This is a genomic window from Streptomyces sp. CBMA291, from assembly GCF_014596525.1.
GTDB lineage: Bacteria > Actinomycetota > Actinomycetes > Streptomycetales > Streptomycetaceae > Streptomyces.
Genome location: NZ_MSJP01000110.1, coordinates 20,571 through 47,255, shown reverse-complemented (window position 1 = coordinate 47,255; position 26,685 = coordinate 20,571). Strand labels below are relative to the sequence as shown.

Annotated in this window: 26 protein-coding genes; 9 read left to right on the top strand and 17 right to left on the bottom strand. The window is 72.9% G+C overall.

The window, feature by feature from the left end; all coding sequences use genetic code 11:
* Positions 1–138 precede the first annotated feature (138 nt).
* From BU197_RS26980 to BU197_RS26945, 8 genes are all read right to left on the bottom strand, one after another.
* Positions 139–1,650 (bottom strand): DEAD/DEAH box helicase, encoded by a 1,512-nt coding sequence (locus BU197_RS26980; protein WP_188270918.1) that lies wholly within the window; start codon positions 1,648–1,650, stop codon positions 139–141.
* Between the two features lie 249 nt (positions 1,651–1,899).
* Positions 1,900–2,103 (bottom strand): cold-shock protein, encoded by a 204-nt coding sequence (locus BU197_RS26975; RefSeq protein ID WP_030939356.1) that lies wholly within the window; start codon positions 2,101–2,103, stop codon positions 1,900–1,902.
* 422 nt (positions 2,104–2,525) lie between these two features.
* A complete protein-coding gene (locus tag BU197_RS26970) occupies positions 2,526–3,104 on the bottom strand; it encodes a hypothetical protein (protein ID WP_188270917.1) in 579 nt (192 codons plus the stop codon).
* Entirely contained in the window at positions 3,101–4,279 is a 1,179-nt protein-coding gene (locus tag BU197_RS26965; RefSeq protein WP_188270916.1) for an ROK family glucokinase, read from the bottom strand. Before BU197_RS26965 ends, BU197_RS26970 begins: the two co-directional genes overlap by 4 nt.
* 37 nt (positions 4,280–4,316) lie before the next feature.
* Positions 4,317–5,150 carry an ATP-binding cassette domain-containing protein gene (locus BU197_RS26960; protein WP_188271009.1) on the bottom strand — a complete coding sequence of 278 codons (834 nt, stop codon included), beginning with the start codon at positions 5,148–5,150 and terminating at the stop codon, positions 4,317–4,319.
* Positions 5,117–6,166, bottom strand: coding sequence for an ABC transporter permease (locus BU197_RS26955; RefSeq protein ID WP_188270915.1), 1,050 nt, complete (start codon positions 6,164–6,166; stop codon positions 5,117–5,119). Before BU197_RS26955 ends, BU197_RS26960 begins: the two co-directional genes overlap by 34 nt.
* Positions 6,163–7,182: a sugar ABC transporter substrate-binding protein gene (locus BU197_RS26950; RefSeq protein WP_188270914.1), complete on the bottom strand. Its 1,020-nt coding sequence runs from the start codon at positions 7,180–7,182 to the stop codon at positions 6,163–6,165. Before BU197_RS26950 ends, BU197_RS26955 begins: the two co-directional genes overlap by 4 nt.
* Before the next feature lie 123 nt (positions 7,183–7,305).
* Positions 7,306–8,064, bottom strand: a complete 759-nt coding sequence (locus BU197_RS26945) for a GntR family transcriptional regulator (protein ID WP_188270913.1) — start codon at positions 8,062–8,064, stop codon at positions 7,306–7,308.
* A gap of 101 nt (positions 8,065–8,165) precedes the next feature.
* Here BU197_RS26945 and BU197_RS26940 point away from each other — a divergent pair, with 101 nt between their 5' ends.
* Positions 8,166–9,158: a Gfo/Idh/MocA family oxidoreductase gene (locus BU197_RS26940; protein WP_188270912.1), complete on the top strand. Its 993-nt coding sequence runs from the start codon at positions 8,166–8,168 to the stop codon at positions 9,156–9,158.
* A gap of 117 nt (positions 9,159–9,275) precedes the next feature.
* Here the strand turns inward: BU197_RS26940 and BU197_RS26935 are convergent, their stop codons facing one another.
* From BU197_RS26935 to BU197_RS26925, 3 genes are all read right to left on the bottom strand, one after another.
* The gene (locus BU197_RS26935) at positions 9,276–9,824 is read right to left on the bottom strand and encodes a hypothetical protein (RefSeq protein ID WP_188270911.1); all 549 of its coding nucleotides are present in this window, start codon (positions 9,822–9,824) and stop codon (positions 9,276–9,278) included.
* A 223-nt stretch (positions 9,825–10,047) separates the two neighbouring features.
* A complete protein-coding gene (locus BU197_RS26930; protein WP_188270910.1) occupies positions 10,048–11,226 on the bottom strand; it encodes a cytochrome P450 family protein in 1,179 nt (392 codons plus the stop codon).
* A 23-nt stretch (positions 11,227–11,249) separates the two neighbouring features.
* The gene (locus BU197_RS26925; RefSeq protein ID WP_188270909.1) at positions 11,250–11,672 is read right to left on the bottom strand and encodes a winged helix-turn-helix transcriptional regulator; all 423 of its coding nucleotides are present in this window, start codon (positions 11,670–11,672) and stop codon (positions 11,250–11,252) included.
* 89 nt (positions 11,673–11,761) lie between these two features.
* Between BU197_RS26925 and BU197_RS26920 the strand changes: the two genes are divergently transcribed.
* On the top strand, positions 11,762–13,459 hold the full coding sequence (locus BU197_RS26920) for an MFS transporter (RefSeq protein WP_223182660.1): 1,698 nt from the start codon (positions 11,762–11,764) through the stop codon (positions 13,457–13,459).
* On the opposite strand, the gene BU197_RS26915 is transcribed toward BU197_RS26920, so the two are convergent.
* Complete coding sequence (locus BU197_RS26915) at positions 13,449–14,147, bottom strand: response regulator (protein ID WP_188270908.1); 699 nt, start codon at positions 14,145–14,147, stop codon at positions 13,449–13,451. The genes BU197_RS26920 and BU197_RS26915 overlap by 11 nt on opposite strands.
* On the bottom strand, positions 14,144–15,352 hold the full coding sequence (locus BU197_RS26910) for a sensor histidine kinase (protein WP_188270907.1): 1,209 nt from the start codon (positions 15,350–15,352) through the stop codon (positions 14,144–14,146). Before BU197_RS26910 ends, BU197_RS26915 begins: the two co-directional genes overlap by 4 nt.
* Positions 15,353–15,497: 145 nt before the next feature.
* Here BU197_RS26910 and BU197_RS26905 point away from each other — a divergent pair, with 145 nt between their 5' ends.
* Positions 15,498–15,719, top strand: a complete 222-nt coding sequence (locus BU197_RS26905; protein ID WP_188270906.1) for a hypothetical protein — start codon at positions 15,498–15,500, stop codon at positions 15,717–15,719.
* 177 nt (positions 15,720–15,896) lie between these two features.
* A complete protein-coding gene (locus tag BU197_RS26900; RefSeq protein ID WP_188270905.1) occupies positions 15,897–16,637 on the top strand; it encodes an SDR family NAD(P)-dependent oxidoreductase in 741 nt (246 codons plus the stop codon).
* A gap of 254 nt (positions 16,638–16,891) precedes the next feature.
* Here BU197_RS26900 and allB read toward each other — a convergent pair whose 3' ends face one another.
* Positions 16,892–18,226, bottom strand: a complete 1,335-nt coding sequence (allB, locus tag BU197_RS26895; protein ID WP_188270904.1) for an allantoinase AllB — start codon at positions 18,224–18,226, stop codon at positions 16,892–16,894.
* A gap of 340 nt (positions 18,227–18,566) precedes the next feature.
* On the opposite strand from allB, the gene BU197_RS26890 reads away from it, so the two are divergent.
* Positions 18,567–19,370: an IclR family transcriptional regulator gene (locus BU197_RS26890; protein WP_188270903.1), complete on the top strand. Its 804-nt coding sequence runs from the start codon at positions 18,567–18,569 to the stop codon at positions 19,368–19,370.
* A gap of 85 nt (positions 19,371–19,455) precedes the next feature.
* Here the strand turns inward: BU197_RS26890 and BU197_RS26885 are convergent, their stop codons facing one another.
* Together BU197_RS26885 and BU197_RS26880 are read right to left on the bottom strand one after the other, a co-directional pair.
* The gene (locus BU197_RS26885) at positions 19,456–20,136 is read right to left on the bottom strand and encodes an ABC transporter ATP-binding protein (protein WP_188270902.1); all 681 of its coding nucleotides are present in this window, start codon (positions 20,134–20,136) and stop codon (positions 19,456–19,458) included.
* Entirely contained in the window at positions 20,133–21,212 is a 1,080-nt protein-coding gene (locus tag BU197_RS26880) for an FtsX-like permease family protein (protein WP_188270901.1), read from the bottom strand. Before BU197_RS26880 ends, BU197_RS26885 begins: the two co-directional genes overlap by 4 nt.
* 112 nt (positions 21,213–21,324) lie before the next feature.
* On the opposite strand from BU197_RS26880, the gene BU197_RS26875 reads away from it, so the two are divergent.
* Together BU197_RS26875 and BU197_RS26870 are read left to right on the top strand one after the other, a co-directional pair.
* Positions 21,325–22,656 carry a sensor histidine kinase gene (locus BU197_RS26875; RefSeq protein WP_188270900.1) on the top strand — a complete coding sequence of 444 codons (1,332 nt, stop codon included), beginning with the start codon at positions 21,325–21,327 and terminating at the stop codon, positions 22,654–22,656.
* Complete coding sequence (locus BU197_RS26870) at positions 22,653–23,279, top strand: response regulator (RefSeq protein WP_188270899.1); 627 nt, start codon at positions 22,653–22,655, stop codon at positions 23,277–23,279. Before BU197_RS26875 ends, BU197_RS26870 begins: the two co-directional genes overlap by 4 nt.
* An 80-nt stretch (positions 23,280–23,359) precedes the next feature.
* Here BU197_RS26870 and BU197_RS26865 read toward each other — a convergent pair whose 3' ends face one another.
* Positions 23,360–23,683 carry a DUF5955 family protein gene (locus BU197_RS26865; protein ID WP_188270898.1) on the bottom strand — a complete coding sequence of 108 codons (324 nt, stop codon included), beginning with the start codon at positions 23,681–23,683 and terminating at the stop codon, positions 23,360–23,362.
* Between the two features lie 250 nt (positions 23,684–23,933).
* Here BU197_RS26865 and BU197_RS26860 point away from each other — a divergent pair, with 250 nt between their 5' ends.
* Positions 23,934–24,680: an NTP transferase domain-containing protein gene (locus BU197_RS26860; RefSeq protein WP_188270897.1), complete on the top strand. Its 747-nt coding sequence runs from the start codon at positions 23,934–23,936 to the stop codon at positions 24,678–24,680.
* 228 nt (positions 24,681–24,908) lie between these two features.
* The gene (gene aceB, locus BU197_RS26855) at positions 24,909–26,540 is read left to right on the top strand and encodes a malate synthase A (RefSeq protein WP_188270896.1); all 1,632 of its coding nucleotides are present in this window, start codon (positions 24,909–24,911) and stop codon (positions 26,538–26,540) included.
* Positions 26,541–26,685: the final 145 nt, after the last annotated feature.

Sequence of the window (26,685 nt, the reverse complement as noted above, 5' to 3'; positions counted from 1 at the left end):
GGATTTCGGTCAGGCCGCCGCCGAAGCGCCGAGCAGGTGGCCGGTACGAGTACCTGCCGTCACAGCCGGCGCCGCATCGGGAACAACGTCACCGCGCGCCTCCTGAAGAGACGGGTCGGCTTTCGGTCGACGTGGGGATCAGGTTGCCGTGCCGACGGCGGACCGTCGCGCGCTCCCGTGCCGGGCAGCCGAAGAGGAACCGCGCCGACCACGGGAGGGCGTGCCGCCCTTGCGCCGCTCGGCCGGTGGCGCGGTGATCGTCACGGGCACGCCCGACGGGGCCTGGGCGCCGGTGATCCTGCGGAGCGCTTCCTCGCCGGAGCGGACCTGACTGGTCTTCGGCACGATGCCGGCGTCCTGGAGGAGCCGGGTCATCCCGCGACGCTGGTTGGTGGTGACCAGGGTGACGACCGTGCCGGACTCGCCGGCGCGCGCGGTACGGCCGCCGCGGTGGAGGTAGTCCTTGTGGTCCGTCGGCGGGTCCACGTTGACGACGAGGTCGAGGTTGTCGACGTGGATGCCGCGCGCGGCGACGTTCGTCGCCACCAGGACGGTGACGTGCCCCGTCTTGAAGCGGGTGAGGGTGCGGGTGCGCTGCGGCTGCGACTTTCCGCCGTGCAGGGCGGCGGCCCGGACACCGCAGGCGAGGAGGTCCTCGGTGAGGCGGTCCACGGCGTGCTTGGTGTCCAGGAACATGATCACTCGACCGTCGCGTGCCGCGATCTCCGTCGTCAGCCGGTGCTTGTCGGCGCCGTGCACATGCAGGACGTGGTGCTCCATCGTGGTGACCGCGCCCTGGGAGGGGTCGACGGAGTGGACGACGGGATCGGTGAGGTAGCGGCGGACCAGCAGGTCGACGTTGCGGTCCAGGGTCGCCGAGAACAGCATTCGCTGGCCCTCGGGGCGAGCCTGGTCCAGGAGCGCGGTGACCTGTGGCATGAAGCCCATGTCGGCCATCTGATCGGCCTCGTCGAGGACGGTGATCGCGACCCGGTCCAGTCGGCAGTCGCCGCGGTCGATGAGGTCCTTGAGGCGACCGGGGGTGGCCACGACGACCTCGGCGCCCCTGCGCAGCGCGTTCGCCTGGCGGCCGATCGGCATTCCGCCGACGACGGTGGCCAGACGCAGCTTCACGGCGCGGGCGTAGGGGGTGAGGGCGTCGGTGACCTGCTGGGCGAGTTCCCGGGTGGGGACCAGTACCAGCGCCAGCGGCTGACGGGGCTCGGCGAGCTGTCCGGCGGTGCGGGCCAGCAGGGCCAGGCCGAAGGCGATGGTCTTGCCGGAGCCGGTCCGGCCACGCCCCAGGACGTCACGGCCGGCCAGGGAGTTCGGCAGCGTCGCGCCCTGGATGGGGAACGGGACGGACACCCCCTGCGCGGTGAGCGCGGCCAGGAGGCGCCGGTCCAGAGCCAGGGCGGCGAAGGTCTCGACGGCGGGCAGCGCCGGAGTGATCGTCTTCGGCGGAGCGAACTCCCCCTGCACGGCGGCGGGGCGCCTGCCGTACCCGCCCGACCGGCTCGGACCTCCCGATCGGCTCGCGGCGGACGAACCGGGGCGACCGCTCCGGTTCGTTCCGGCGGCGGAGTCGTACGCGTGGCCGCCGTTGCGGCGGGTGCGGGAGGCGCGGCCGTTCGTGCGTGTGGGGTTCATTCAGAACCTTCCTGGAAACGGCACGTATCGATTAATTCCGGTAGCGGGTGAACAGCTTCTGGAATCACGGGGACGGCCGAATGAAATGAGTAAGCGAGCGGCTCGGCCAGGGCGAGGAATTGACGACACGCCGTCGGTCGGCGAAATAACCGTGGGTGGCATGGCCGCGTGTGAGGACCCTGCGAATGAATACAGCTGGGGCCCGCACCCCGAGGGATGCGGGCCCCAGCTGAGTATCGCGTGTCAGCGTCAGGCGGGAACGATGTTCTCGGCCGTCGGGCCCTTCTGGCCCTGCGCGATGTCGAAGGAGACCTTCTGGCCCTCCTGGAGCTCACGGAATCCCTGCGCGGCGATGTTCGAGTAGTGGGCGAACACGTCAGGGCCGCCACCATCCTGCTCGATGAAGCCGAAACCCTTTTCCGCGTTGAACCACTTCACGGTGCCAGTAGCCATGTCATTTCTCCTCTGGGCAAGTACGACGGAATCCGCACCTTACGGATGCCGTGTCGCCGCGATGATGCCCTGCCCGGAAAATGACCGGAAATACAAAGCGCTTCCGTGCGGCACGCGGCCGACGGGGGCACTTGAAGTCTTTGGGTACCAAAACTGCAACTGACTTCGACAGTAGCACGTCGCCGCGGCCTGCGTGCCGCGAACATTTCTCCCTGTGTGTCGCCGGTAAAAACTCTGCCTGCGGTGGTCGTTAAAATCTCAGGCCGCGAACGCAGGTATTCGTGCACTCCCAATGCGGCGTTTCGGAAGCGAGGCGGTCGACCGGACCGGGGTGTCGGCAGCCGGCGGAACCCGCGCCATGAGCCTGGGAGGGTCAGGGCCCCGCAAGGTCAGGGCCCCGCGAAGTCGGAGCCCCCGTAAGGTCAGGGGCTCGTCGTCGAGACCGCGTACACCCGGGGGAACGCCGGGTCCGTGAGGTCGACCGTGATGTGGGTGCTCGGGCGCGGCTCCTCGCGTGTCACCGTGGTGCCCGCCCAGCTCATGCCCTCGGTGAAGGTCCAGCCCGCGATCTCCGCCTCCCGCTCCCCCACCGTGATCCGGCCCGGGGTGAGCGCGGCGCGGCTGGTTCCCGACTCGGCGAGGAAGGCGTCGAGCCCGGCGGCGTCCGTGTGGAACTCGACGTAGAGGCGGCTCGTCTTCCAGTTGCTGGTCTCGTAGTAGGCGACGTCCCACGCCCCGGCGGGGACGGGCACTTCGAAGACCCGGCGTTTCATCAGCGAGGGCCGGTTCTCCTGGAGCCCGGCGGCCGAGGACTCCCGTTCCTTGTCCCGTCCGCTGTCCCGGCTCTGGCCCGCGGAGATGACGAGGTACCCGGCGGGGATGCCGACGAGCAGCACGATGATGACCGCCGTCAGCCAGCGGCGCCGGATCATGTGCCGGTGCTCCTCCGGCATCCGCTCTCGCGGCACGTGCGGTGGGGCGGGCTGGTGGGGCGGGGTCATGCGGACGGTTCCTCGGGGGTACGGACGCCCCGGCCCGGGTTTCCGCTGCGCAGGGCCTGGGCGTACCGCTCGTACCGTTCGTAGCGCTCCACCCGGCGCCGGTTGGCGCGGCGGAAGCGGCGGGCGACGAGCCGGGCGAGGTCCGCGGCGCCGACCATGCCCGCCTCGGGGCCCAGCTGGGCGCGGGCGATCCGGGCCTCGGGGCGGTAGCCCCGGCCGGTGAGGTGGCGGCGGAAGGCGTCCCGCGCGGGGCCGATGAGCAGGTCGTCGGCGGCCGAGACGCCCCCGCCGATGACGAAGCAGGAGGGGTCGAGGGCGGCGGCCAGATTGGCGATGCCGACGCCGAGCCACTGGCCGATGTCCTGGAGCAGCTCGACGCACATGGCGTCGCCCTCGCGGGCCAGCTCGGTGATGAGCGGGCCGGTGATGTCGGGGATGTTCCCCTTGACGCGCTCGATGAGGCCGAAGGCGACCGGGGAGTCGGCGGCGGCCAGCTCCCTGGCCTCGCGGACCAGCGCGTTGCCCGAGCTGTACTGCTCCCAGCAGCCCCGGTTGCCGCAGGGGCAGCGGTGCCCGCCGGGGACCACCTGCATATGGCCGAACTCGCCGGCCACCCCGTACTTGCCCCGCTTGACCTGGCCGCCCTCCAGGATGGCGCCGCCGATGCCGGTGCCGAGGGTGATCATGACGAGGTGGTCCTCGTCGCGCCCGGCGCCGAAGCGCCATTCGGCCCAGGCGGCGGTGTTGGCGTCGTTGTCGACCATCACGGGGACGGCGAGGCGGCTCTGGAGGGCGTCCCGCAGCGGCTCGTTGCGCCAGGCCAGGTGCGGGGCGAAGAGGACCGTGGCGCGCTCGGCGTCCACCCAGCCCGCCGCGCCGATGCCCACCGCGTGCACGTCGTGCCGGTCGGAGAGGTCCAGGACCAGCTCGACGATGGTGTCCTCGACGACCTTGGGGCTCTTGGACTTGTCGGGGGTCTCGGTGCGGAGCTTCTCCAGGATGTTGCCGTCGGCGTCGACGACACCGGCCATCACCTTCGTACCGCCGATGTCGATGCCGACGGTCGGCACCCGGGGCGCCGTCAGATGGGAGCGCCGCTCCCGGGTGCCGACGGTCCGCAGCACGGTGCCGCGGGCGGAGCCGCGGTGCGCGGCGAGGTCACGATAGGTACTCATCGGCTCCGATTCTGCCAGGTGGGGTGGGCGGGGGCCGTTACGTCGCCGAGGGCCGTTCCAGTTCGTGGCGCAGGTCCTCAAGCTCGGTGCCGCCGGCCATCTGCCGGGTCAACTCGTCGAGCGTGACGGAGTCCTTGGTGTGGCTGCCGGCCATCGCGCCCCGCTTGAGCAGGACGAACCGGTCGCCGACGAGATAGGCGTGGTGCGGGTTGTGCGTGATGAGGACCACGCCGAGACCCTGGTCGCGGGCGGCGGCCACGTACTTCAGGACCACCCCGGACTGCTTGACGCCGAGGGCGGCGGTCGGCTCGTCGAGGACGAGGACCTTGGCGCCGAAGTGGACGGCGCGGGCGATCGCCACGCACTGCCGCTCGCCGCCGGAGAGCGTGCCGATGGGCTGGTCGACGTCCCTCAGGTCGATGCCCATGCCGAGCAGCGCCTTCCGGGTGGTGTCCCGCATGAGGGCGACGTCGAGGCGCTTGAGGAGGCCCGTGCCCTTGGTGGGCTCGGAGCCGAGGAAGAAGTTCCGCCACACCGGCATCAGGGGGACGACCGCGAGGTCCTGGTAGACGGTGGCGATGCCCCGGTCCAGGGCGTCGCGCGGATTGGCGAGGGTGACCTCCTCGCCCTCGATGCGGAAGGTTCCGGCGTCGTGCCGGTGCAGCCCCGCGATGATCTTGATGAGGGTGGACTTGCCCGCGCCGTTGTCGCCGAGGACACAGGAGATCCGGCCCGCCCCGACCTCCAGGGAGACCCCTTCGAGGGCGCGGATGTTCCCGTAGTACTTGCTGACCTCGTCCAGCTCGACGAGGGGGGCGGCGGGGCTTGGGGGAGTCGTCACTTGGTGGCCTCCACGCGCTTGCGGATCCAGGCGTTCAGCAGGGTCGCCAGGAGGAGCATCGCGCCCAGGAAGAACTTGAACCAGTCCGGGTTCCACTCGGCGTACACGATGCCCTTGCTGGTCATGCCGAAGATCAGGGCGCCGACCGCCGAGCCGATGGCGGAGCCGTAGCCGCCGGTGATCAGACAGCCGCCGATGACGGCCGCGATGATGAAGATCAGCTCGTTGCCGACGCCCTCGCCCGACTGCACGACGTCGAACGAGAACAGCAGGTGCTGCCCCGAGACCCAGGCGCAGAACGCCACGCCCATGTAGAGGCCGATCTTCGTCCGGTAGACCGGGACGCCGACCGCGCGGGCCGCGTCGTCGTCGCCGCCGACCGCGAAGATCCAGTTGCCGAAGCGGGTGCGGAGCAGGATCCAGGTGGCGAGCGCGACCAGGGCGAACCACCACAGGATGGTGACCTTGAACTCGACGCCGCCGATCGTCAGCTGCGAGGCGAAGAGGGCGCGGGCGGAGGAGAAGCCCTCCATGTCGGCGATGGTCTTCGTGGAGACGGTGCCGCTGACCAGCTTGGTCAGGCCCAGGTTCAGGCCGGTCAGCATGAGGAAGGTGCCGAGCGTGATGATGAAGCTGGGCAGCTTCGTCCGGGTCAGCATGAAGCCGTTGAAGACGCCGATCGCCAGGGTGACGAGCAGCGAGACGCCGACGCCGACCCAGACGTTGGCGGTCATCTGGTAGCTGAACATCGAGGAGATCAGGGCCGAGCTGGTGACCAGCACACCGGCCGACAGGTCGAACTCGCCGCCGATCATCAGCAGGGCGACCGGGACCGCCATGATCCCGATGGTGGAGGCCGCGTAGAGCACGGTCCCCAGGCTGGCGGCGCGCAGGAAGCTGTCGGCGACCAGCGCGAAGAAGACGAAGACGGCGAGCGCGCCGACGACCGAGCCCAGCTCGGGGCGGGCGAGGAGCTTCTTCAGGGGGGTGGTGCGCAGCAGCCGCTCGTCCACGTGGTCGATGCCCGAGGGGGCGGTGGGGGTCATCGGGTGCCACGCTCCGCGTATTCGAGGAGCCTGCCCGCGTCCTTCTCGGTGATGATCTGCGGGCCGGTGAGGACCGGCTTGCCGCCGCCGAGGACGTTGGCGTTGTAGCGGTACAGCCAGAGCAGGTCGACGGCCTCGTACCCCTGGAGGTAGGGCTGCTGGTCGACGGCGAAGCCGAGGGTGCCGGCCTTGAGGGCGCCCGCGACCTTCGCGTTGAGGTCGAAGGTGTCGATCTCGGCCTTGCTCCCGGCGCTCTTCGCGGCCTGGACGGCGGCGTCGGCGAAGGGGGCGCCGAGGGTGACGACGGCGTCGACGCTCTTGTCGGACTGGAGCTTGGCCTCGATGGACGCCTTCACGTCGGGCATGTTGGTGCCGTCGACGTACAGATTGACCATCTCGCCGCCGAAGGCCTTCTTGGCTCCGGCGCAGCGCTGCTCGTGGCCGACGTTGCCCTGCTCGTGCAGGACGCAGAGGGCCTTCTTGCGGCCCCGCTTGTCCAGTTCCTCGCCGACGGCCTCGCCCGCGATGATCTCGTCCTGGCCGACGTGGGTGAGCGCGCCGTACGCCTTGGACTGCTCGGCGCCCGAGTTCACGGTGATCACCGGGATGCCCGCCTTGACGGCCTTCTCGACGGACGCCTTCATCGCGTCGGGCTTGGCGAGCGTCACGATCAGCCCGTCGACGCCCTTGGCGATGTACGAGTCGATCAGCTGGGCCTGCTGCTGGGCCTCGTCGCTGTGGGCGTACAGGAAGTTGATGTTGTCCTTGACGGCGGCCTGCCTGGCGCCCTTCTGGACGATGTCCCAGAAGGTGTCGCCGTCACCCGAGTGGGTCACCATGGCGAAGGTCCAGCGGGGGGTGTCGACGGCCGCCCTGCCCTGGGCCTCGGCCGCCTTGCGGGCGTCCTCCGCCCGCTTGCCGCCGGTGCTGCTGCACCCGGCGAGCGCCCCTGTGAGCGCGAGCGCGAGCACGGCACCGATGACGGCGCGTACCCCTCCTGTCCGAAGCCTGGTCACGAGGCCGTGCCCTCCTTTGTGTCCTTCTGCGTGCATTGCAGTATCGGTCATGCGGGGGCATGGCACGCGCACGGGGCCCGCCCCCACCCTACGGACGGACCTCGCGCGGCGGCCCGCCCCACCCTACGGACGGGCCATCAGCCGGAACTCGAAGGAGTAGCGGGCGGCCCGGTAGAGATGGGAACCGTACTCGACGGCCCGGCCCGTGTCGTCGTAGCCGACGCGCTCCATCGTGAGCAGGGGCGCGCCCTCCCGCTCGTCGAGCAGCGCGGCCTCCCCGGGGCTCGCGGCGCGGGCGCCGACGGATTGCCGGGCGCTGTGCAGGGTGACGGCGGCCGAGCGGAGGGCCCGGTAGAGGCCGGTGTGCTCCAGGTCGGGGGTGTCCGGGCCGAGGAGTCCGGGCGGCAGGTGGTTGCGCAGGTACGCCAGGGGCTCGCCGTGGGCCGTGCGGAGCCGCTCCAGATAGCGGACCTCGCTGCCCTCCGGTATGCCGAGGGCCGCCGCGACCGGCCCGGAGGCGGGTTCGAGCCGGTCGACCAGGACGCGGGTGGCGGGGCTCTTCCCGGCGGCTTCCAGCTCGTCCCAGAGGCTGCTCGGTTCCGGTCCGGGCCGGACGGCGCCGTGCACGACCTGGGTGCCGACGCCCCGGCGGCGGACCAGCAGGCCCTTGTCGGCGAGGCTCTGGATGGCCTGGCGGACGGTGGGGCGGGAGAGGCCGAGGCGGGTGGCCAGGTCGATCTCGTTGCCGAGGAGCGTGCCCGGGGGCAGGGTCCCGTCCGCCACGGCGCTCTCCAGCTGCCGGGCCAGCTGGTAGTAGAGCGGGACCGGGCTGGTGCGGTCCACGGAGAGCGGGGGCAGGGGGGAACCGGACTGCTTGGACACGGAGCGAGCGTAGCCCCGGGGTGTTGTTGACGGGAAGTCGTGACGTCCGGTTGTCCTGACAAATCCTTGACACCGGGGGCGGCCGACGCCACGGTGGGGCCATGCGCATCGGACTCATCGGTACGGGACGGATCGGGAGCTTCCACGCGGCGGTGCTGGCCCGCCATCCGGGGGTCGGGGCGCTGTTCGTCACCGACGCGGACACCGCCCGTGCGGCGGAGGTCGCCCGCGCGCTCGGGGTGCGGGCGGTGCCGGACGTGGAAGCTCTCCTCGGTCTCGGTCCCGACGCCGTGGTGATCGCCTCGGCGACCGCCTCGCACGCCGGGCTGATCGTCCGGGCGGCGCGGGCGGGTCTGCCGGTCTTCTGCGAGAAGCCGATCGCCCTGGACGTGCCGGGCACGCGGGCGGCGCTCGCGGCGGTGGCCGATGCGGGCACGGAGCTTCAGATCGGGTTCATGCGCCGCTTCGACGCGGGGTACCGGGCGGCGCGGGAGGCGGTGCGCTCGGGACGGCTCGGACGGCTGCACACCGTACGGGCGGCGACCTCCGACCCGCAGCCGCCCCCGGCCGCGTATCTGCCGCTCTCCGGGGGTCTCTTCCGGGACTGTCTGGTGCACGACTTCGACGTGGTCCGCTGGGTGACCGGGCGGGAGGTCGTGGAGGTGTACGCGACGGGCTCGGACGCGGGTCCCGGCATGTTCCGGGAGGCCGGTGACGTGTCCACGGCCGCCGCGCTGCTCACCCTGGACGACGGGACGCTGGTCACGGCGACCGCGACCCGGTGCAACGGCGCCGGGTACGACGTACGGATGGAGCTGGCGGGCGACCGTGACCAGATCGCGGTGGGCCTGGACGACCGGACCCCGCTCGCCTCGGTGGAACCGCACGGCCCGGCGGCGCCGGAGAGGCCGTGGCCCGGTTTCCTCGAACGGTTCGCCCCCGCGTACCGCGCGGAGCTGGACGCCTTCGTCGGCCTGGTCCGGGGGGAGGCCCCCAACCCGTGCGACGGCCGGGAGGCCCTGGCGGCCCTGCGTGTCGCGGAGGCGTGCGAGCGCTCGCGCGCGGAGCGGGGGCCGGTGCGGGTGGGGGCCTGAGCTTGTACGGGTGGGGGGCTTGAGTCCGTACGGGTGGGGGCTTGAGTCTTTACGGGGGGGACGGTCTCGGTCGGGCCGGATGGTGGGGCCGCCCGGGGCCCCACCGGAGCGCCGGGGTCAGACGGGCGAGATCCGGTGGGTGGTCGGGAAGGCCACGTCGGCCGTCGCCTCCAGCCGCTTGATCAGGCGGCGGACGTGGAGCAGGGGCAGGATGCCGATCACTCCGAAGGCCATGTCGACCGCCGACCACCAGAAGGGGATGTCCCTGATCGGCCCGCAGATCAGGGCGAGCGGGATGATGCCGACGCAGGCGATCATGCCGAACTCGACGATCCAGATGTTGCGGACGGGGTCGCGGTAGGCGCCGTAGAAGGCGACCGCGATGACGAGGTGGGCGAAGGCGAGCCAGTCGGTGCCGTAGAGGAGGTACGGAGAATCGGAACCGGCGGTCGCGATCCCGGCGGCCACCCGGTGGGTCCACTCGGCGAGTGCGGGCAGGGCCTCGGCGACGGGGGCTGCCCAGCCGTCCAGGGCCTGGTCGAGCAAGCGGAGTTCGGTGACGAGCGGGAAGGCGGTGACCCCGCTCAGGACCAGACAGACGACGAAGAGGATCAGCCAGACGCGAATGCGCGTGAGAAGGGCCCCGGGCCCGTTCGGGTCGCTCATGGGGGCAGCGTACGCCCACTCTGAACGCGTTCAAAAACGGGGGGCGGGGCACCGGAACGCCTTGTCGGCAAGGCCGTTCGAGCGCCCCGGCGAAGAAAACAGGACCAGAGCTACCTTTCGGGTACGACTCAGGGGCAGAGGGACCTTTCGGGCATGGTTCGCGACCGTGGGGATCCTCCCGGAGCGGTTCGCGACCGTGGGGTTCCTTCGGTCGCGAACCGGGTCACCAGCGGACCGGGAGGTGCCGGACGCCCCGGATCAGCAGACCGGGCAGCCACTCCCAGGGGGCCGCCTCCGGGTCCAGCTCCAGCCGGGGGAAGCGGTCGAGGAGGGTCCGCAGGGCGATCCGGCCCTCCAGCCGGGCCAGCGGGGCACCGAGGCAGTAGTGGATGCCGTGCCCGAAGGCGAGGTGGCCCCGGGTGTCCCGGCGGATGTCGAAGCGGTCGGGCACGGGGAAGCGCGCGGGGTCGCGGTCGAGCGCGCCGATGGCGACGAGGACGCCCTGACCGGCCGGGATCTCCCGGCCGCCGATGACGACGGGCTCGCGGGTGAAGCGGAGGGTGCTGGTCTCCACCGGCCCGTCGTACCGCAGGGACTCCTCGATGGCGCCGTCGAGGAGGGTGGGATCGGCGCGCAGGGCGGCGAGCTGTTCGGGGTGGGTGAGCAGGTTGCGGACGGTGTTGGCGATCAGATTGACGGTCGTCTCGTGTCCGGCGATGAGCAACAGATAGGCCATGGCGCGCAGTTCGGCCAGGGAGAGCCGGTCGCCGTCCTCGGCGCGGGCGGCGATCAGCCCGGAGAGCAGGTCGTCGGCGGGACCGCTCGCGCGCTTGTCTTCGATGAGGCTGTCCAGGTACGCGGCGAAGTCCCGCAGCGTCTTCTCCAGAGCGGGCTCGTCGTCCGACGAGACCAGCTCGTTCGACCAGGCGCGGAAGGTGTCGCGGTCCTCGGCGGGGACACCGAGGAGTTCGCAGATGACGGTGATGGGCAGCGGATAGGCGTAGGCGTCGACGAGGTCGGCGCGTCCTGCGGGCTCCATGGCGTCGGCGAGGCCGGAGGCGAGCCGCTCGATGCGGGGCCGCAGGGCCTCCACCCGGCGGGCGGTGAACTCTCCGGTGACCAGGCGCCGCAGCCGGGTGTGGTCGGGGGCGTCCGCGCCGAGCAGATGGACGCCGATGACGTCCTCCTCGGGCGTCCGTACGCCCACCACGGACGGGGACTTGGCAAGCCGGGGATCGGCGAGCGCGGCCCGCCCCTCCTCGTGGCCGACGACCAGCCAGAAGTGGAAGCCGTCGGGATTCCTCACCACATGGACGGGACCGGATTCGCGGAGCTTCGCGTAGAAGGGGTACGGGTTCGCGGTGAAGTCCGCGCCGTATTCACCCAGTTCGATGACGGACATCGGCCCAGCCTAGCCCGGCACCGTCAGCCGGACTCGGGCCGGTCGGAGTCGCCGGGGCCGAAGTCGCCGGGGCCGGAGTCGCCGAGGCCGGAGTCGCCGAGGCCGGACGGCTGCCGCTGGATCCTGTCGCGGTACCAGCGCCCCCACGCGTCCAGTCGCTCCGTGAGGGGGTCCAGTGTGTGGCCGACCTCGGTGAGCGCGTACTCGACCCTCGGCGGCACCTCCCGGTACACCGTCCGCTCCACCAGGCCGTCCGCCTCCAGCTCCCTCAACTGGCGGGTCAGCATCCGCTGGGTCACGCCCGGCAGGGACCGCCTCAGTTCGCCGAACCGGTGGGTGCGCGAGGCGAGCTGCTTGAGGATGGCCAGTTTCCAGCGTCCGCCGAGGAGTTCCATGGCGAACTCGACCGCGCAGTGATCCGGTGTTTCCTCGACCTTGGAACGCACCCTTGACCTCCATGGGTATACGGAGTGGCACCAGGGGACGGAAATGACCGTACTTGCGGCCCGCGCGGGTACCTCCGGAAGCTGACCCTATGACAGGGAGCGAGGCACCCGCCGCCGGAACGGCCGACGGGCAAGAGCAGGTGCACCGGGCGGAGCGGGCAGGGCAGGCGGAGCGGGCGGAGCATCCGGGCCGGGCGGCGTGGCCGTCGCTCGCGAAGGGCTCCGGGGGTACCGACGGCCCGGCCCTTCCCCCGCGACGGCGCCGACTGGTGCTGGCCGTTCTGTCGGGAAGCCTCTTCCTGTGCGGGATCGACCTCACCGTCCTGCACGTCGCGATGCCGAGCCTGAGCCGTGAACTGGAGCCGAGCCCCGCCCAGTCGCTGTGGATCGTCGACGTCTACTCGCTGGCTCTCGCCGCCCTCCTCGTGACCTGCGGAACCCTCGGGGACCGTTTCGGCCGGAGGCGTATGGTGCTCGGCGGCTTCCTGCTCTTCGGTCTCGCCTCGACGGCGGCTGCCTTCTCGACCTCGCCCCTCCAACTCGTCGCGGCCCGCGCCGCCTTGGGGGCCGGTGCGGCCATGATCATGGCGTCCACCGTGGCGATCATCCGGGTCGTCTTCCCCGAGGCCCGTGAGCGCGCCCTCGCGATCGGTGTCTGGACCTCCGCGCACAGCGTCGGGGCCGCGGTCGGGCCACTGGCCGGTGGGCTTGTCACCGAACGGTGGGGCTGGGGAGCCGCGTTCCTCCTCAACGCCCCCGTCATCGCCGTCCTTCTGGCCGTCGGCGCCCGGGTCGTCCCCGAGTCGCGCGACCCCGCGCCCCGCCGCTGGGACGTGGTCGGCGTCGCGCTCTCCGTGACCGGGCTGACCGGGGTGGTCCACGCGCTCAAGCAGGCCGGCGAGCACGCGGGGGTGAACGGCGCGGCCGTCCTCACGGCCCTCGCCGGAAGCGCTCTGCTCTTCGCCTTCGTACGGCGCCAGCGCCGTATCCCCGAACCGCTCCTCGACTTCGCCCTGTTCCGTGAGCGTCGCTTCACCACCGCCACGCTCTGTGTGATCGGCTGCTTCGGCGGCTATGTGGCCCTGCTGTTCTTCCTCACCCAGTGGCTCCAGCAGGTGGGCGCCTACACACCGGTGCGTGCCGGGCTGGCTCTGGTGCCGCTGGCGGGCGCCAACGCCGTCGGGGCGATCACGGCCCCCTGGGCGGCGGGCCGTTGGGGCGAACGCCGGGCGCTCACCGGGGCACTCTCCCTCTTCGCCGTCGCGTTCGCCGCGATCGCGGTCGTCGGTGACCCCGGGCGGTACGGCGCACTGCTCGTCCCGCTGCTCGCCGCGGGATACGGCGCGGGCATCGTCATGACCCTGGGCGCCGACGCGCTCATGAGCGCCGCGCGGCCCGAGCGGTCCGGCGAGGCGGCCGCCGTCCAGGAGACCTCCTTCGAACTCGGCGCGGGGCTCGGCGTCGCCGTCCTCGGCACCGTCCTGGCCGCCGTGTACCGCACGGCTCTCCCCGAGGTGCCCGGCCTCTCGCCGGAGCAACAGGCCAGGGCCCGCGAGTCGTTCGCCTCGGCGGAGGACGTCCTGGCCGGGCTGCCGCCCCGGACCGCCCACACCGTGCTGGACGCGGCACGGCAGGCGTACGACCGGGGCTTCACGGCGGTCTCGGTGATCGCGGCGGTCGGCCTGGCCGGTACGGCCCTGATGGCGGGGGCTCTGCTGCGGCCCCGGTCCCCCCGCCGGGGGGGACCGAAAGGGAACGCCCTCGAAAGACGGCGGTCTAGGTCGTAGCTCCCGGCCCCGGCCCCTGGTCGAGGGGGCTCGTGCCGAGGAGGCCCGCGTCGTGGACGAGCAGGGCGATCTGGACGCGGTTGTTGAGACCGAGCTTGGCGAGCACCCGGGAGACATGGGTCTTGACCGTGGGGACGCTCATGTAGAGCCCGGCGGCGATCTCGGCATTGGAGAGGCCCCGGCCGACGGCGACGGCCACCTCCCGTTCGCGGTCGGCGAGTCCGGCGAGGCGATCGGCCGCCGCCGCGCGCGGGGAGGTCTCCGGCTGCCCGGCGACATGGGTCATGAGCTGGCGGGTGACGGCCGGGGAGAGCACGGGATCGCCCGCCGCGACCCGGCGTACGGCGGCGACGATCTCGGCGGGCGGGGTGTCCTTGAGGACGAACCCGGCGGCGCCCGCGCGCAGCGCTCGGAGGACCTGCTCGTCCGCGTGGAAGGTGGTGAGGACGACGACCTCGGGGGCGCCGGGCCGGGCGCGCAGGAGTTCGGTGGCGGTGAGCCCGTCGACGCCCGGCATGCGGATGTCCATGAGGACGACGTCGGGGGCGAGCCGGGCGACGAGTCCGGGGACCTCTCCGCCGTCGGCGCCCTCTCCGACGATCTCCAGGTCCCCGGCGCCGCCGAGCATGAGGGTGAGGCCCGCGCGGACCAGGGGGTCGTCGTCGACGATGAGCAGCCGGATGGTCATGGGGGCCACGGTAGCCAGGCGTGGAGCGAGAAGCCGCCGTCGGGGGCCGGTCCGTGTTCCATCCGGCCCCCGGCGAGGGCGGCGCGCTCGGTGAGGCCGATGAGCCCCTGCCCGGAGCCGGGGACGTGCGGGGCGGGTCCCGCGGGGGCCGGGTTGTGGACGTCGACGGTCAGGCCCTCGCCGGGGCGGCCTCGCACGGTGACGGTGACGGTGGCGCCGGGGGCGTGCTTGCGGGCGTTGGTCAGGCCCTCCTGGGCGATGCGGTAGACGGTGCGGCCGGTGGCGGCGGGCACGGCGGCCGGATCCTCGACGGTGGTGTCGAGGACGACGTCCGCCCCGGCTTCCCTGGACTCCTCGACGAGCGCGCCGAGGGTGCCGAGGGTGGGCTGCGGGCGGTGGCCGTCGCCGTCGTCGGGGGCGCGCAGGACACCGATGATCTCGCGCAGGTCCTGGAGGGCTTCGTGGGCGCTGTCGCGGATGACCCCGGCGGCGCGGGCGACCTGCTCGGGCGGGGCGTCGGGGCGGAACTCCAGGGCTCCGGCGTGCACGCTGAGCAGGGTGAGGCGGTGGGCGAGGACGTCGTGCATCTCGCGGGCGATGGCCTCGCGGGCGAGCCGCTGGGCCTGTTCGGCGCGGAGTTCCGCCTCGGCCTCGGCGCGCCGGGCGCGCTCCCTGAGGGCTTCGACGAGGAGGCGGCGGGAGCGGACGAGCATGCCCCAGGCGGTGACGAGCAGGATGAGGACGAAGCTCACGGCGATCGAGAGCCCGACGTTGACCGTGGGGTCGGGCCGGATGACGGCCTGGGCGGCGGAGGCGGCGACGGCCAGCGCTCCGAGCCAGGCGACCTGGCGGAAGGGGCGGCGCACGGCGACGCTGAACAGGCCGGCGAGGACCGCGCCCGCCGCGACCGGGGCGACGACGCTCACCAGGGAGAGGGCGAGGGAGAGTCCGGCGGGCCACCGGCGGCGCAGCCAGAGGGCGCAGCAGGCGGCGGCGCCGACGAGTTGGTCGACGAGGGTGACGGTCGCGCTGGTGTACTGGGCGCCTGCGTCGGCGGCGAGGAGTCCGACGAAGGCGGCGAGCAGGAAGAGCGAGGTGTCCACGATCCAGTCGCGGACGGTACGGCGGGGCCGGGGCGCCCCGCTCCCGCCCGGTGCGACCAGGTGGGAGGGGAACAGCCAGCGCTGCCGGTCCGTACGAGTCATACCGGCAATGTAAGCGGCCGGGGGGCGGCCGGCGGGGTGCGGGAGGCGGGGACGCTACCGAAGTCGCAGGGGTCGATACTTCGGTAGCCGTGCCGTGGACGGGAGGCGGACGCGGCCGCTCCCCCGCCCGGGTCATGATCACTTCATGAAGCGATTTCTTGAGGTCACGGGGTTTCTGCTCGCGCTGTTCGGTGTCGCCGGGGTGGTCCGCGAGCTGACGGGCGGCTGGTTCTCGTTCCTCGGGGCGACGAGGTTCCTCACCGAGCACGTGGGGTTCCTGGAGGGCCGGGAGCTGTTCACGAACATCGTGGTCGCGGTCCTCGGTCTGGTCCTGATGGTCGTGTCGGACCGGGTGCCCAAGTCCTGACGGGGGCTCAGATACCGGCGGGGGCTCGGGGACTCGCCGTGTCGGGCCTCCGGCCGCCCAGGGGCTCGTATAGGGGTAGGGGTAGGGGTAGGGGTCCGTTTCCCGCCAGCTCGCCGGGCCGCCGGCCGCTTCCATGGAAGCCGCGATCGATGACGGCTTCTTCCATGGAGGTTCGGGATGTCCACGATGAACGGCACGGCGGCCCTGGTGACGGGCGGCAGCAGGGGGATCGGCGCGGCCACCGTCGTCCGGCTGGCGAGGGAGGGCGCCGATGTCGCCTTCACCTACGTCCGGGACGAGCAGCGCGCCAAGGAGATCGCCGCCCTGGTCGAGGCGGCCGGACGGCGGGCGCTGCCCCTGCGGGCGGACGCGGCCGACGCCGGGGACGCGGCGGGCGCGGTCGGCCGCGCGGTGGACGGGCTCGGCAGGCTGGACGTCCTGGTGAACAACGCGGGTGTCGGCGTCCTCGGCCCGCTGGAGACGCTGACGCTCGCCGATGTGGACCGGGTCCTCGCGGTGAACGTCCGGGCGGCCTTCCTCGCCGCGCAGGCGGCGGCCGGGCATCTCCCCGAGGGCGGGCGGATCGTCACCGTCGGCAGCTGCATGACCCAGCGGGTGCCGGGTCCCGGCGGGACGCTGTACGCACTGAGCAAGGCGGCGCTGAGCGGTCTGACCAAGGGGCTCGCGCGGGATCTCGGCGGGCGCGGCATCACGGCGAACCTGGTCCACCCGGGCCCGGTCGACACCGATATGAACCCGGCGGACGGCCCGTACGCGGACGGCCAGCGGGCCATGACGGCGCTCGGCCGCTTCGGCACCCCGGAGGAGGTGGCCGCCATGATCGCCTTCCTGGCGGGTCCCGAGGGCCGGTACGTGACGGGCGCGGAGTTCTCGGTGGACGGAGGACACGCGGCCTGAGCCCGGGGCGGCGGGCCCGGGGCGGCGGGCCCGGGGCCGTAAAACCCGCGCCGCATGCCCGGGGCCGTAGAACCCGCGCCGTAGAACCCGCGTCGCCCGCCCGGCTCCGTAGGCCCTGTGAGCGGGCCGGGCCCGGCGTCGTAGGCCCTGCGAGCGGGCCCGGTGCCGGGCCCCGGCCGGTGCCCCCGGCGAAGGGCCCCGTGTCCCGGGTGGGGCGGCCGTTCCCGGGAACGGGACTCGTGCCCCGGGGCCCCTCAGCCGTCCCTTCCGAGGAGGCGGCCACGGGGCTCGGCCAGGGCTCCCCGGTCGGCGATCCGTTCGCCGCGCAGCCAGGTGGAGGTGACGACGCCGCTGAGGGTCCGGCCCGCGTAGGCGGTGATCCGGTTGCGGTGCTGAAGCTCCGCCGGGTCGACGGTGAAGGTGGCCTCCGGGTCGAGGACGGCGAAGTCGGCGTCCCGGCCCGCTTCGACGGCGCCCTTGCGGCGGAGTCCGGCGAGCCGCGCGGGACCCTCGGACATCCAGCGGGCGATGTCCTCCAGGGTGTGGCCCCGGCGGCGCGCCTCGGTCCAGAGGGCGGGCAGTCCGAGCTGGAGGGAGGAGATGCCGCCCCACGCGGAGGCGAAGTCGGCGGTCTTGAGGTCGGCGGTGGACGGCGAGTGGTCGGAGACGACGCAGTCGATCGTGCCGTCCGCGAGGCCCCGCCACAGGGCGTCCTGGTTGGCGGCCTCCCGGATGGGCGGGCAGCACTTGAACTCGGTGGCGCCGTCCGGGATCTCCTCGGCGGTGAGGGTGAGGAAGTGCGGGCAGGACTCGACGGTGACCTTGACGCCCTCGGCCTTGGCGGCGGCGATCAGCGGCAGCGCGTCGGAGGAGGAGAGGTGCAGGACGTGGACGCGGGCGTCGAGCCTGCGGGCCTGGGCGATCAGGTTGCCGATCGCCGTGTTCTCGGCGTCCCTGGGGCGGGAGGCGAGGAAGTCGGCGTACGCCCGGCCCTGCTTCCGCGGTGCGGCGGCGAGGTGGTGCGGGTCCTCGGCGTGCACGATCATCAGTCCGCCGAAGCCGGAGACCTCGGCGAGCGAGGCGGCGAGGCGCTCCTGGTCCAGCTCGGGGAACTCCTCCACGCCGGACGGCGAGAGGAAGCACTTGAAGCCGAAGACCCCGGCGTCGTGCAGGGGGCGCAGGTCCTTGACGTTGTCGGGCAGGGCGCCGCCCCAGAAGCCGACGTCGACGTGCGCCTTGGCGCGGGCGACCTCCTGCTTGATCCGCAGGTTGGCCACGGTGGTGGTGGGGGGCAGCGAGTTGAGGGGCATGTCGAGCAGGGTGGTGATGCCTCCGGCGGCGGCGGCGCGGGTGGCGGTCCAGAAGCCTTCCCACTCGGTGCGGCCGGGGTCGTTCACATGCACGTGGGTGTCGACGAGTCCGGGCAGGACGGCGTCGTCGCCGACGTCTTCGAGCCGGGCGCCGGCGGGCACCTCGGCGTCGTACGGCAGGACGGCGGCGATCGTCCCTCCGGAGACGGCGACCGACGCCGGGCGCGTCCCCCCGGGGGTGATGACACGCGTCGAGCGCAGGACCAGGTTGACGTCCACCCGTACCCCTTCTTGCAGTGTTTCGGCGGAATCCGCCCCATAGGAATTCAACGAACTGTTGAAGGAGTTTCACGCCCGGACGACGGGCCGTCAAGGGTGGGTCTCCCCCGTCGAGCCCCCACACCCCACACTTGAGTGCTTCCACAAGGCGGAAGCCAAGTTTCGTAAGGTAGAACTCGGCCCCGTGCCCGCGGGGCCGAGGAAGAGCACCCCGGGCCGTCCTCGTGACCGGACGGACCCGCCCTGACCGGCGCGGAAGCCGACCCCGGGACCGTGTGCCCCGGCCGGGGGCGCCCGGTAGGCTGCTGCCTTGCCCGCCTGCCCCGAAAGGACCGTTGACGTGCCGACGTCCAGCGCCAGCACCACCGACGCCGCCAAGCCCGCCGCGAGCGGGGGCGTCCAGTCCCTTGAGCGTGCCTTCGACCTCCTGGAGCGGATGGCCGACGCCGGGGGCGAGGTCGGGCTGAGCGAACTCTCCGCCAGCAGCGGACTCCCCCTCCCCACCATCCACCGGCTGATGCGCACCCTGGTCGCCTGCGGGTACGTACGCCAGCAGCCCAACCGGCGGTACGCGCTCGGCCCCCGGCTCATCCGGCTCGGCGAGTCCGCCTCCCGCCTCCTCGGCACCTGGGCCCGGCCCTATCTGGCGCGGCTCGTCGAGGAGACCGGCGAGACGGCGAACATGGCACTCCTCGACGGCGACGAGGTCGTCTACGTGGCGCAGGTGCCGTCCAAGCACTCCATGCGCATGTTCACCGAGGTCGGCCGACGGGTGCTGCCGCACTCGACGGGGGTCGGCAAGGCGCTGCTCGCGCACACCCCGGCGGAGGAGGTGCGCGCGCTGCTCGCCCGTACCGGCATGCCCTCCGCGACGGAGAAGACGATCACCACACCCGAGGGCTTCCTCGACGCGCTCGCCGTGGTCCGCGAGGCGGGTTACGCGGTCGACGACAACGAGCAGGAGATAGGGGTCCGCTGCCTGGCGGTGTCGGTGCCCGACTCCCCCACCGCCGCCGCGATCTCCATCTCGGGCCCGGCGGGCCGGGTGACCGAGGCGGCCACCGAGAAGATCGTCCCGGTCCTCCAGCAGGTGGCCCGCGAACTCTCCGCGGCCCTGGCGAACACCTCGGGCGGCGGGGCCTGAGCCGCGCGGGACCCGTACGGCGGGAGGGCCCCCGGGCACATGCCCGGGGGCCCTCCGCCGTCTCCATGTCCGGGCCGTGCGGGGTTCAGGCCGTGACCTGCTCGGTCAGCCGCCCGTCCTGGACCGTGACCACCCGGTCCGCGCGGGCGAGGTGCGTACGGTCGTGGGTGACGAGGACCGTCGCCGTGCCGCGCTCCTCCGTCAGCCGCGCGAGCAGTTCCACGACCGCCTCGCCCCGTTCGTGGTCGAGTGCGCTGGTCGGCTCGTCGACGAGGAGCACGGAGGGGTCGTTCATCAGCGCCCGTGCGATGTTCACGCGCTGGCGCTGGCCGCCGGACAGCTGGTGCGGGCGCCGCCCCGCGAGGTCGGCGAGGCCCACCGCTTCGAGGAGTGCGAGGGCCCGGCTCCGGGCCTCCTTCGGCGGCCGGGCGGAGAGGTGCGCCATGACCTGGAGCTGTTCGGCCACCGTGAGCGAGGGCAGCAGGTTGGGCTGCTGGAAGACGATCCCGATCCTTTCCCGCCGCAGCCGCGCCCGGCCGGACGCGTCCAGTGCCGCCGTGTCCGTACCGGCGATCGCGACCCCGCCCCGGTCGGGGACGACCAGGGTGGCGGCGACGGCGAGGAGGCTGGACTTGCCGGAGCCGGAGGGCCCCACGACCGCCGTGAGCGTCCCGGCGGGGACGTCGAGGGAGACGGTGTCGAGGGCGGTCAGACGCCCGTCGCCGTCGGGGTAGGTGAGGGTGACGGCGTCGAGGACGAGACTCATCGGGCGCTCCCGAGGGCGGTGAGGGGGTCGACGGCGGTGATCCGCCGGATGGAGAGGGCCGAGCCGAGCACGCCGAGCACCACGATGACGGCGGCGGGCCCGAGGACGGTGAGCGGTTCCAGGACGAAGGGCACGTCTCCGCCGCTGATCAGGAAGCCGGTGCCGACGGCGAGCGCGGTGCCCGCGAGGGTCCCGGCGGTCAGCATGAGGACGGCCTGCCCGAGGGCGTCCCTGAGGAGGTACGGGGTGGAGGCGCCGAGTGCCTTGAGGACGGCCACGTCACCGCTGCGCTGGATGGTCCAGACCGTAAAGAAGGCCCCTATGACCAGGGCGGAGATGACGAAGAGGAAGCCGCGCATGAGCTGGAGCGAGCCGTTCTCCGCCTGGTAGGACCCTATGGCGGTGAGGGCCTTGTCGAGGGTCCGCGCCTCGGTGCCGAGGGCCCGGTCTCCGGCCGTCCAGTCGGCCGTGCCGTCCCCGCGCAGGGCGATGACGGTGGCCTGCTCCTCGGGGGTCGTGCCGCCGTGGCCGAGCTTCTGCCAGTCGTCGAGGGAGGTCCACACCACCGGGGTGTGACTGTACGAGGCGTCACCGGCGACGCCCGCGACGCTCAGCTCCAGGGGGCCGAGGCGCAGGGCGCCGCCCGTCGAGACGCCCAGCTCCTCGGCGGCGGACTCGGAGAGGACGGCCTTGCCGGGCCCGACGGCACCGGGCGCGAGCCCCGCGTCCGGGTCGGCGCCGAAGGCGGAGACGGCGGCGGTGCGGTCCCCCGAGGCGGCGTTGAGCGTACGGATGCCGAGGGGTGCGGCGGCGCTCACCCCGGGCCGGCCGGCCCACTCCCGCCACTGCTTCTCGGAGACGGTCGAGTTGGTGAAGGAGGCCGACTGCCCGGCGGGCGGCGCGGCGAAGGCCAGCCGGTCGGCGGGCAGCCCGGTGATCGCGGAGACGTTCTCCCGCGCGAGCCCGGCGGTCAGCCCCGAAAGCAACCCGACGAGCAGCGTGATCAGCACGATCACCGCACCCATGAGCGCGAACCGCCCTTTGGCGAACCTGAGGTCTCTCCATGCCACGAACATGCTGACCAGAGTGGTCCCCGGGAGGGCGTCCGGGCATCGCGCCACGGATGGCTCCGGGGTCAAACTTTTGGTTGAGGTCCGGATTGTCCGCTCGGCCTAGGCTGGGGGAATCATGGATGCGCGTACCCTCACCCCCGCCCCGCGTCTGCCGCGTCTCTGTCTGGACCTGCTGACGGCGGGGCTGCTCGCGCTCGCGGCCGTGCGGGCGCATTCGGGGGCGGGGGTCGCGGCGGCCCTGGTGACGGGGGGCGTCTACGCGGCCGGGTCGCGGCTTGCGGTGGTGCGGAGGTCGCGGCGGGCGGCGGCCGGATGGCTTGCGGTCCTGGGCGGGGCCTGGCTGGTGATGCTCTGCCTGACGCCGGAGGCGCTCTGGGTGGCGTTCCCGCTCTACTTCCTCCAGCTGCATCTGCTGCCCACCCGCTGGTCCCTGCCGGTCGTGGCGCTGACGGCGGGCGCGGCGATCCTCGCGTACGTGGGGCACGGCGCCCCGCTCAATCCCGGGGTGTTCATCGGGCCCCTGCTCGGTGCGGCGGTCGCGGTGGCGACGGTCCTCGGCTATCAGGCGCTGTACCGGGAGAGCGAGCGTCGACGGCGGCTCATCGAGGAGCTGATCTCGACCCGGGCGGAACTCGCGGCGGCGGAGCGGCACGCGGGGACGCTCGCCGAGCGGGAGCGGCTGGCCCGGGAGATCCACGACACCCTGGCGCAGGGCCTGTCCTCCATCCAGTTGCTGCTGCGGGCTGCGGAGCGGGCGCTGCCGCCCGGTTCCCCGGCCGCCGGGCACATCGACCGGGCGCGCCGGGAGGCGCAGGACAATCTGGCGGAGGCCCGCCGCTTCGTCCGCGCGCTGGCCCCGCCGGACCTGGAACACGGCTCCCTCGCAGCGGCCCTCGAACGCCTCTGCGAACCGGGGGCGGGGGCGGGGCTGTACGCGGCGGGCCCCTCCGCCACTCCGTACGGCGCGGGCGCGGAGCCCGTATCGCAGGAGGTCACGGCGGGTCAGGCGGCGACGGGCGGTCCCGGGGGCGCGGGGGCGAGCGGGGAGCCGGCCGACGCGAGTGGTCCCGGGGCCCCCGGGGCGGGGGGCGGGCCCCGGGTGCGGTTCTCGGTGAGCGGGGCGCCGGTCGAGCTGCCCACCCCCTACGAGGTGGCGCTGCTGCGGATCGCGCAGTCCGCGCTCGCGAACACCGTGCGGCACGCGGCCGCCTCCCGGGCGGAGATCACCCTGTCGTTCATGGGCTCCTCCGTGACCCTGGACGTGGTCGACGACGGCGCGGGGTTCGATCCCGGGGCCGTTCGCCCCTCGTCCGACGGCGGTTTCGGGCTTCCGGCGATGCGCTCGCGCGCGGAGTCGCTGGGTGGCACGTTCACCGTCGAGTCCGCGCCCGGCCAGGGCACCGCCGTCGCCGTCTCCCTCCCTCTTCCCGCCGGAGTCCGCCCATGACCATCCGTCTCCTTCTCGCCGACGACCACCCCGTCGTCAGGGCCGGGCTGCGCGCGGTCCTCGACACGGAACCGGACTTCGCCGTCGTGGCGGAGGCGGCGACCGCCGAGCGCGCGGTGGAGCTGGCCGCCGCCGGGGGTGTGGACGTGGTCCTGATGGATCTCCAGTTCGGCGCGGGCATGCACGGTTCGGAGGCGACGGCGGCGATCGCGGCGGCGCCCGGCGGGCCGAAGGTGCTGGTGCTCACGACGTACGACACGGACGCGGACATCCTGGCGGCGGTGGAGGCGGGCGCCTCCGGCTATCTGCTGAAGGACGCGCCGCCGGAGGAGCTGGCGGCGGCGGTGCGGACGGCTGCGGCCGGGCAGTCGGCGCTGGCCCCCGCGGTGGCGCACCGGCTGATGGACCGGATGCGGACCCCGGCGGAGGCGCTGACCAAGCGGGAGCTGGAAGTGCTCCAGCTGGTCGGCGAGGGCCTGTCGAACCAGCAGATCAGCAAGGCGCTGTTCCTGAGCCAGGCGACGGTCAAGTCCCATCTGGTGCATGTGTTCGCGAAGCTGGGCGTCGACTCGCGTACGGCGGCGGTCGCGGCGGCGACGGCACGGCGCCTGATCCGACGGTAGGCGCCCGCCGCCCGTCCCTCGTCCCGCCCGGGGACGGCGGGCCCGTACGCCCGTCCCGTACGTCCCTCCCGTACGCCCGGTCAGCCGAGCGTTCCCCCGGGTGGCGGGCCGAAGAGTTCCACCGCCTCGCGCACTTCCGCGAGTCCTCCGGCGAGGGCGCTGACGGAGCCCACGGATCCGGCGACGAGCAGCAGGGAGCGGCGCAGCCGCCATACCTCGGGGGTGTCGCCGAGGGCCAGCGCGTCGAGGGCGGCGAGTTCCTCTTCCGCTACGTCCCGGTCGGCGAACTCGACCCGATGGGCCGCCAGTTCGCGACGGAGCCGGGAGACGGCCGCCCTCAGTCCGGCCGCCCGGGGGTCCGTCCCCTCCTCGGCCGCTCGTCTCTGTCCCACGCTTCGCAACACGGTTTCTCCCCCTCGCGCGGTTCCCCGCGCGAAACTCGCTGTCCGAACTCCATGAACCGCATGAACTCTGGGAACTGCGGGCACTCCGCCGACCGCCCGGACACCCCGGGCGCGGCGCACGACCCCCTCGGGCGATGGTCAGGCGCCGGGGTCGCGGGTCAGTTAACTCCTTTACGTGTCCGACGCGCCACCCTCCGCGAGGGTGATTCGGGCGAGGATTCCCCTTCCCCTGCCGAGGTATGCACTCCTTATGACAACCACGGTTGACCGAACGGGTGAACACCCCCCTGTGGTGGCGGGTCTGCTGCTCGCCGCCGGGGGCGGGCGACGGCTCGGGGGGCGCCCCAAGGCGCTCCTCCCCCATCGGGGCAGGCCCCTGGTGGAGCACGCGGTGGCGACGCTGCGCGCGGGTGGCTGCGAGGTGGTGCACGTGGTCCTGGGCGCCTCGGCGGAGGCCGTACGAGAGCGGGCCGAGCTGCCCGGATGCGTCCTGGTGGACAACCCGGAGTGGGCCGAGGGCATGGGCTCCTCGCTGCGGGCGGGGCTCGCCTCGCTGGCCGCCGACCCGCGCGGGGTGGACGCGGTGCTCGTCCTGCTGGTCGACCAGCCGGGGATCGGGGCGGCGGCGGTGACCCGGGTCCGGGAGGCGGGCACGGGGCGCGGGCCGCACGCGGACCTTGAGGCGCGCACGGTCCGGGAGGCGCTCGTGGCGGCCGTGTACGACGGGGTGCGGGACCGTCCCGTGCTGTTCGGGGCCGCGCACTGGGCGGGGATCGCGGAGCTGGCGACGGGTGACCGGGGAGCCCGGGACTATCTGGCGGCGCACCGGGATGCGATCACCCCGGTGGACTGTTCGGATGTGGCCGAGCCCTACGACATCGACACCGAGAAGGATCTGACACGTCTGGAGTCACACCAGGGGTCACATCAGGAGTCACGTCAGGAGCCGCGCCGGGAGCCGTATCGGAAGTCGCGCCGGGAGCCGTATCGGGAGTGAGGGGCGCGGCACCGGGGGCCACGGCGGGTCGATCCGGGGAGTCTCGACATCAACAGTCCATTGAACTTCCACCATGAGGAAACTAGTATCCACTGTTCAGAAGCCCCTGCTGTTCCAGCGGGCGCCCGCGGCCGTATCCCGGCGCCCGTGGCACTCCGTGCCGCCCCCCGTGACGCTCGGCGGCCGCCAGTCACCGCCCGTGAAGTCCGCTGAAGGAAGTGACAGTTCATGTCCACACCAGAGCCGTCCCCCCTGGCCGTCGTCGATGCCGAGCCCCTGCCGCGCCAGGAAGAGGTGCTCACCGACGCCGCCCTGGCCTTCGTCGCCGAACTGCACCGGCGGTTCACCCCGCGCCGGGACGAGCTTCTCGCCCGCCGGGCGGAGCGCCGCGCCGAGATCGCCCGCACGTCCACCCTGGACTTCCTGCCCGAGACCGCCGCGATCCGCGCCGACGACTCCTGGAAGGTCGCGCCCGCCCCGGCGGCTCTGAACGACCGCCGTGTCGAGATCACCGGCCCGACCGACCGCAAGATGACGATCAACGCGCTCAATTCCGGCGCCCGCGTCTGGCTCGCCGACTTCGAGGACGCCTCCGCGCCGACCTGGGAGAACGTCGTCCTTGGCCAGCTCAATCTGATCGACGCGTACACCCGGAACATCGACTTCACGGACCCGCGCTCGGGCAAGTCGTACGCCCTCAAGCCGGCCGGTGAACTCGCCACCGTCGTCATGCGCCCGCGCGGCTGGCACCTGGACGAGCGCCATCTGGTCCTCGACGGACGGGCCGTGCCCGGCGCGCTCGTCGACTTCGGCCTGTACTTCTTCCACAACGCCCGGCGGCTCGTGGACCTGGGCAAGGGCCCGTACTTCTACCTGCCGAAGACGGAATCGCACCTGGAGGCCCGCCTCTGGAACGAGATCTTCGTCTTCTCCCAGGAGTACGTGGGCCTTCCCCTGGGCACCGTCCGCGCCACGGTCCTCATCGAGACCATCACGGCCGCGTACGAGATGGAGGAGATCCTCTACGAACTGCGCGAGCACGCCTCCGGGCTGAACGCGGGCCGCTGGGACTACCTCTTCTCCATCGTCAAGAACTTCCGTGACGGCGGAGCCAAGTTCGTCCTGCCGGACCGCAACGCGGTCACGATGACCGCGCCATTCATGCGCGCGTACACCGAACTGCTCGTGCGCACCTGCCACAAGCGCGGAGCGCACGCGATCGGCGGCATGGCCGCCTTCATCCCGTCCCGCCGCGACGCCGAGGTCAACAAGGTCGCCTTCGAGAAGGTCAAGGCCGACAAGGACCGCGAGGCCGGCGACGGCTTCGACGGCTCCTGGGTCGCCCACCCCGACCTGGTCCCGATCGCCATGGCCTCCTTCGACGCGGTCCTCGGCGAGAAGCCGAACCAGAAGGACCGGCTCCGCGAGGACGTCTCCGTCGCGGCGGGCGACCTCATCGCCATCGACTCGCTGGACGCCAGGCCCACGTACGCCGGTCTGGTGAGCGCGGTGCAGGTCGGCGTCCGCTACATCGAGGCGTGGCTGCGCGGGCTCGGCGCCGTCGCCATCTTCAATCTGATGGAGGACGCCGCCACCGCCGAGATCTCACGCTCGCAGATCTGGCAGTGGATCAACGCGGGCGTCGAGTTCGAGCACGAGGGCCGGACCGTGCGGGCCACGCCGGAACTGGCCCGCGAGGTCGCCGCCGGTGAACTGGCCGCGATCCGCGCGGAGATCGGCGAGGAGGCCTTCGCGGCGGGGAAGTGGCAGCAGGCCCACGACCTGCTGCTGCACGTCTCGCTCGACGCGGACTACGCGGACTTCCTCACGCTGCCCGCGTACGAGCAGCTGACCGGCTGAGGGGACGACAGGGCCGACCGCGCCGACCACGCCCCGACAGGGTCCCGGCTCCGCCGCCACGCGTGCGCCGGAGCCGGGACCCTGTCGTTTCCACCGCGAGCCGAGAGGCCCGGCCCACGCGCCGACCGCGGGCCGGGGGGCGCCG

Coding starts and splice junctions, on each gene's coding strand:
- BU197_RS26980 (WP_188270918.1), bottom strand. CDS start 1,650: ATGAACCCCACACGCACGAACGGCCGCGCCTCCCGCACCCGCCGCAAC.
- BU197_RS26975 (WP_030939356.1), bottom strand. CDS start 2,103: ATGGCTACTGGCACCGTGAAGTGGTTCAACGCGGAAAAGGGTTTCGGC.
- BU197_RS26970 (WP_188270917.1), bottom strand. CDS start 3,104: ATGACCCCGCCCCACCAGCCCGCCCCACCGCACGTGCCGCGAGAGCGG.
- BU197_RS26965 (WP_188270916.1), bottom strand. CDS start 4,279: ATGAGTACCTATCGTGACCTCGCCGCGCACCGCGGCTCCGCCCGCGGC.
- BU197_RS26955 (WP_188270915.1), bottom strand. CDS start 6,166: ATGACCCCCACCGCCCCCTCGGGCATCGACCACGTGGACGAGCGGCTG.
- BU197_RS26940 (WP_188270912.1), top strand. CDS start 8,166: ATGCGCATCGGACTCATCGGTACGGGACGGATCGGGAGCTTCCACGCG.
- BU197_RS26935 (WP_188270911.1), bottom strand. CDS start 9,824: ATGAGCGACCCGAACGGGCCCGGGGCCCTTCTCACGCGCATTCGCGTC.
- BU197_RS26930 (WP_188270910.1), bottom strand. CDS start 11,226: ATGTCCGTCATCGAACTGGGTGAATACGGCGCGGACTTCACCGCGAAC.
- BU197_RS26920 (WP_223182660.1), top strand. CDS start 11,762: ATGACAGGGAGCGAGGCACCCGCCGCCGGAACGGCCGACGGGCAAGAG.
- BU197_RS26915 (WP_188270908.1), bottom strand. CDS start 14,147: ATGACCATCCGGCTGCTCATCGTCGACGACGACCCCCTGGTCCGCGCG.
- BU197_RS26910 (WP_188270907.1), bottom strand. CDS start 15,352: ATGACTCGTACGGACCGGCAGCGCTGGCTGTTCCCCTCCCACCTGGTC.
- BU197_RS26905 (WP_188270906.1), top strand. CDS start 15,498: ATGAAGCGATTTCTTGAGGTCACGGGGTTTCTGCTCGCGCTGTTCGGT.
- BU197_RS26900 (WP_188270905.1), top strand. CDS start 15,897: ATGTCCACGATGAACGGCACGGCGGCCCTGGTGACGGGCGGCAGCAGG.
- BU197_RS26885 (WP_188270902.1), bottom strand. CDS start 20,136: ATGAGTCTCGTCCTCGACGCCGTCACCCTCACCTACCCCGACGGCGAC.
- BU197_RS26880 (WP_188270901.1), bottom strand. CDS start 21,212: ATGTTCGTGGCATGGAGAGACCTCAGGTTCGCCAAAGGGCGGTTCGCG.
- BU197_RS26875 (WP_188270900.1), top strand. CDS start 21,325: ATGGATGCGCGTACCCTCACCCCCGCCCCGCGTCTGCCGCGTCTCTGT.
- BU197_RS26870 (WP_188270899.1), top strand. CDS start 22,653: ATGACCATCCGTCTCCTTCTCGCCGACGACCACCCCGTCGTCAGGGCC.
- BU197_RS26860 (WP_188270897.1), top strand. CDS start 23,934: ATGACAACCACGGTTGACCGAACGGGTGAACACCCCCCTGTGGTGGCG.
- aceB (WP_188270896.1), top strand. CDS start 24,909: ATGTCCACACCAGAGCCGTCCCCCCTGGCCGTCGTCGATGCCGAGCCC.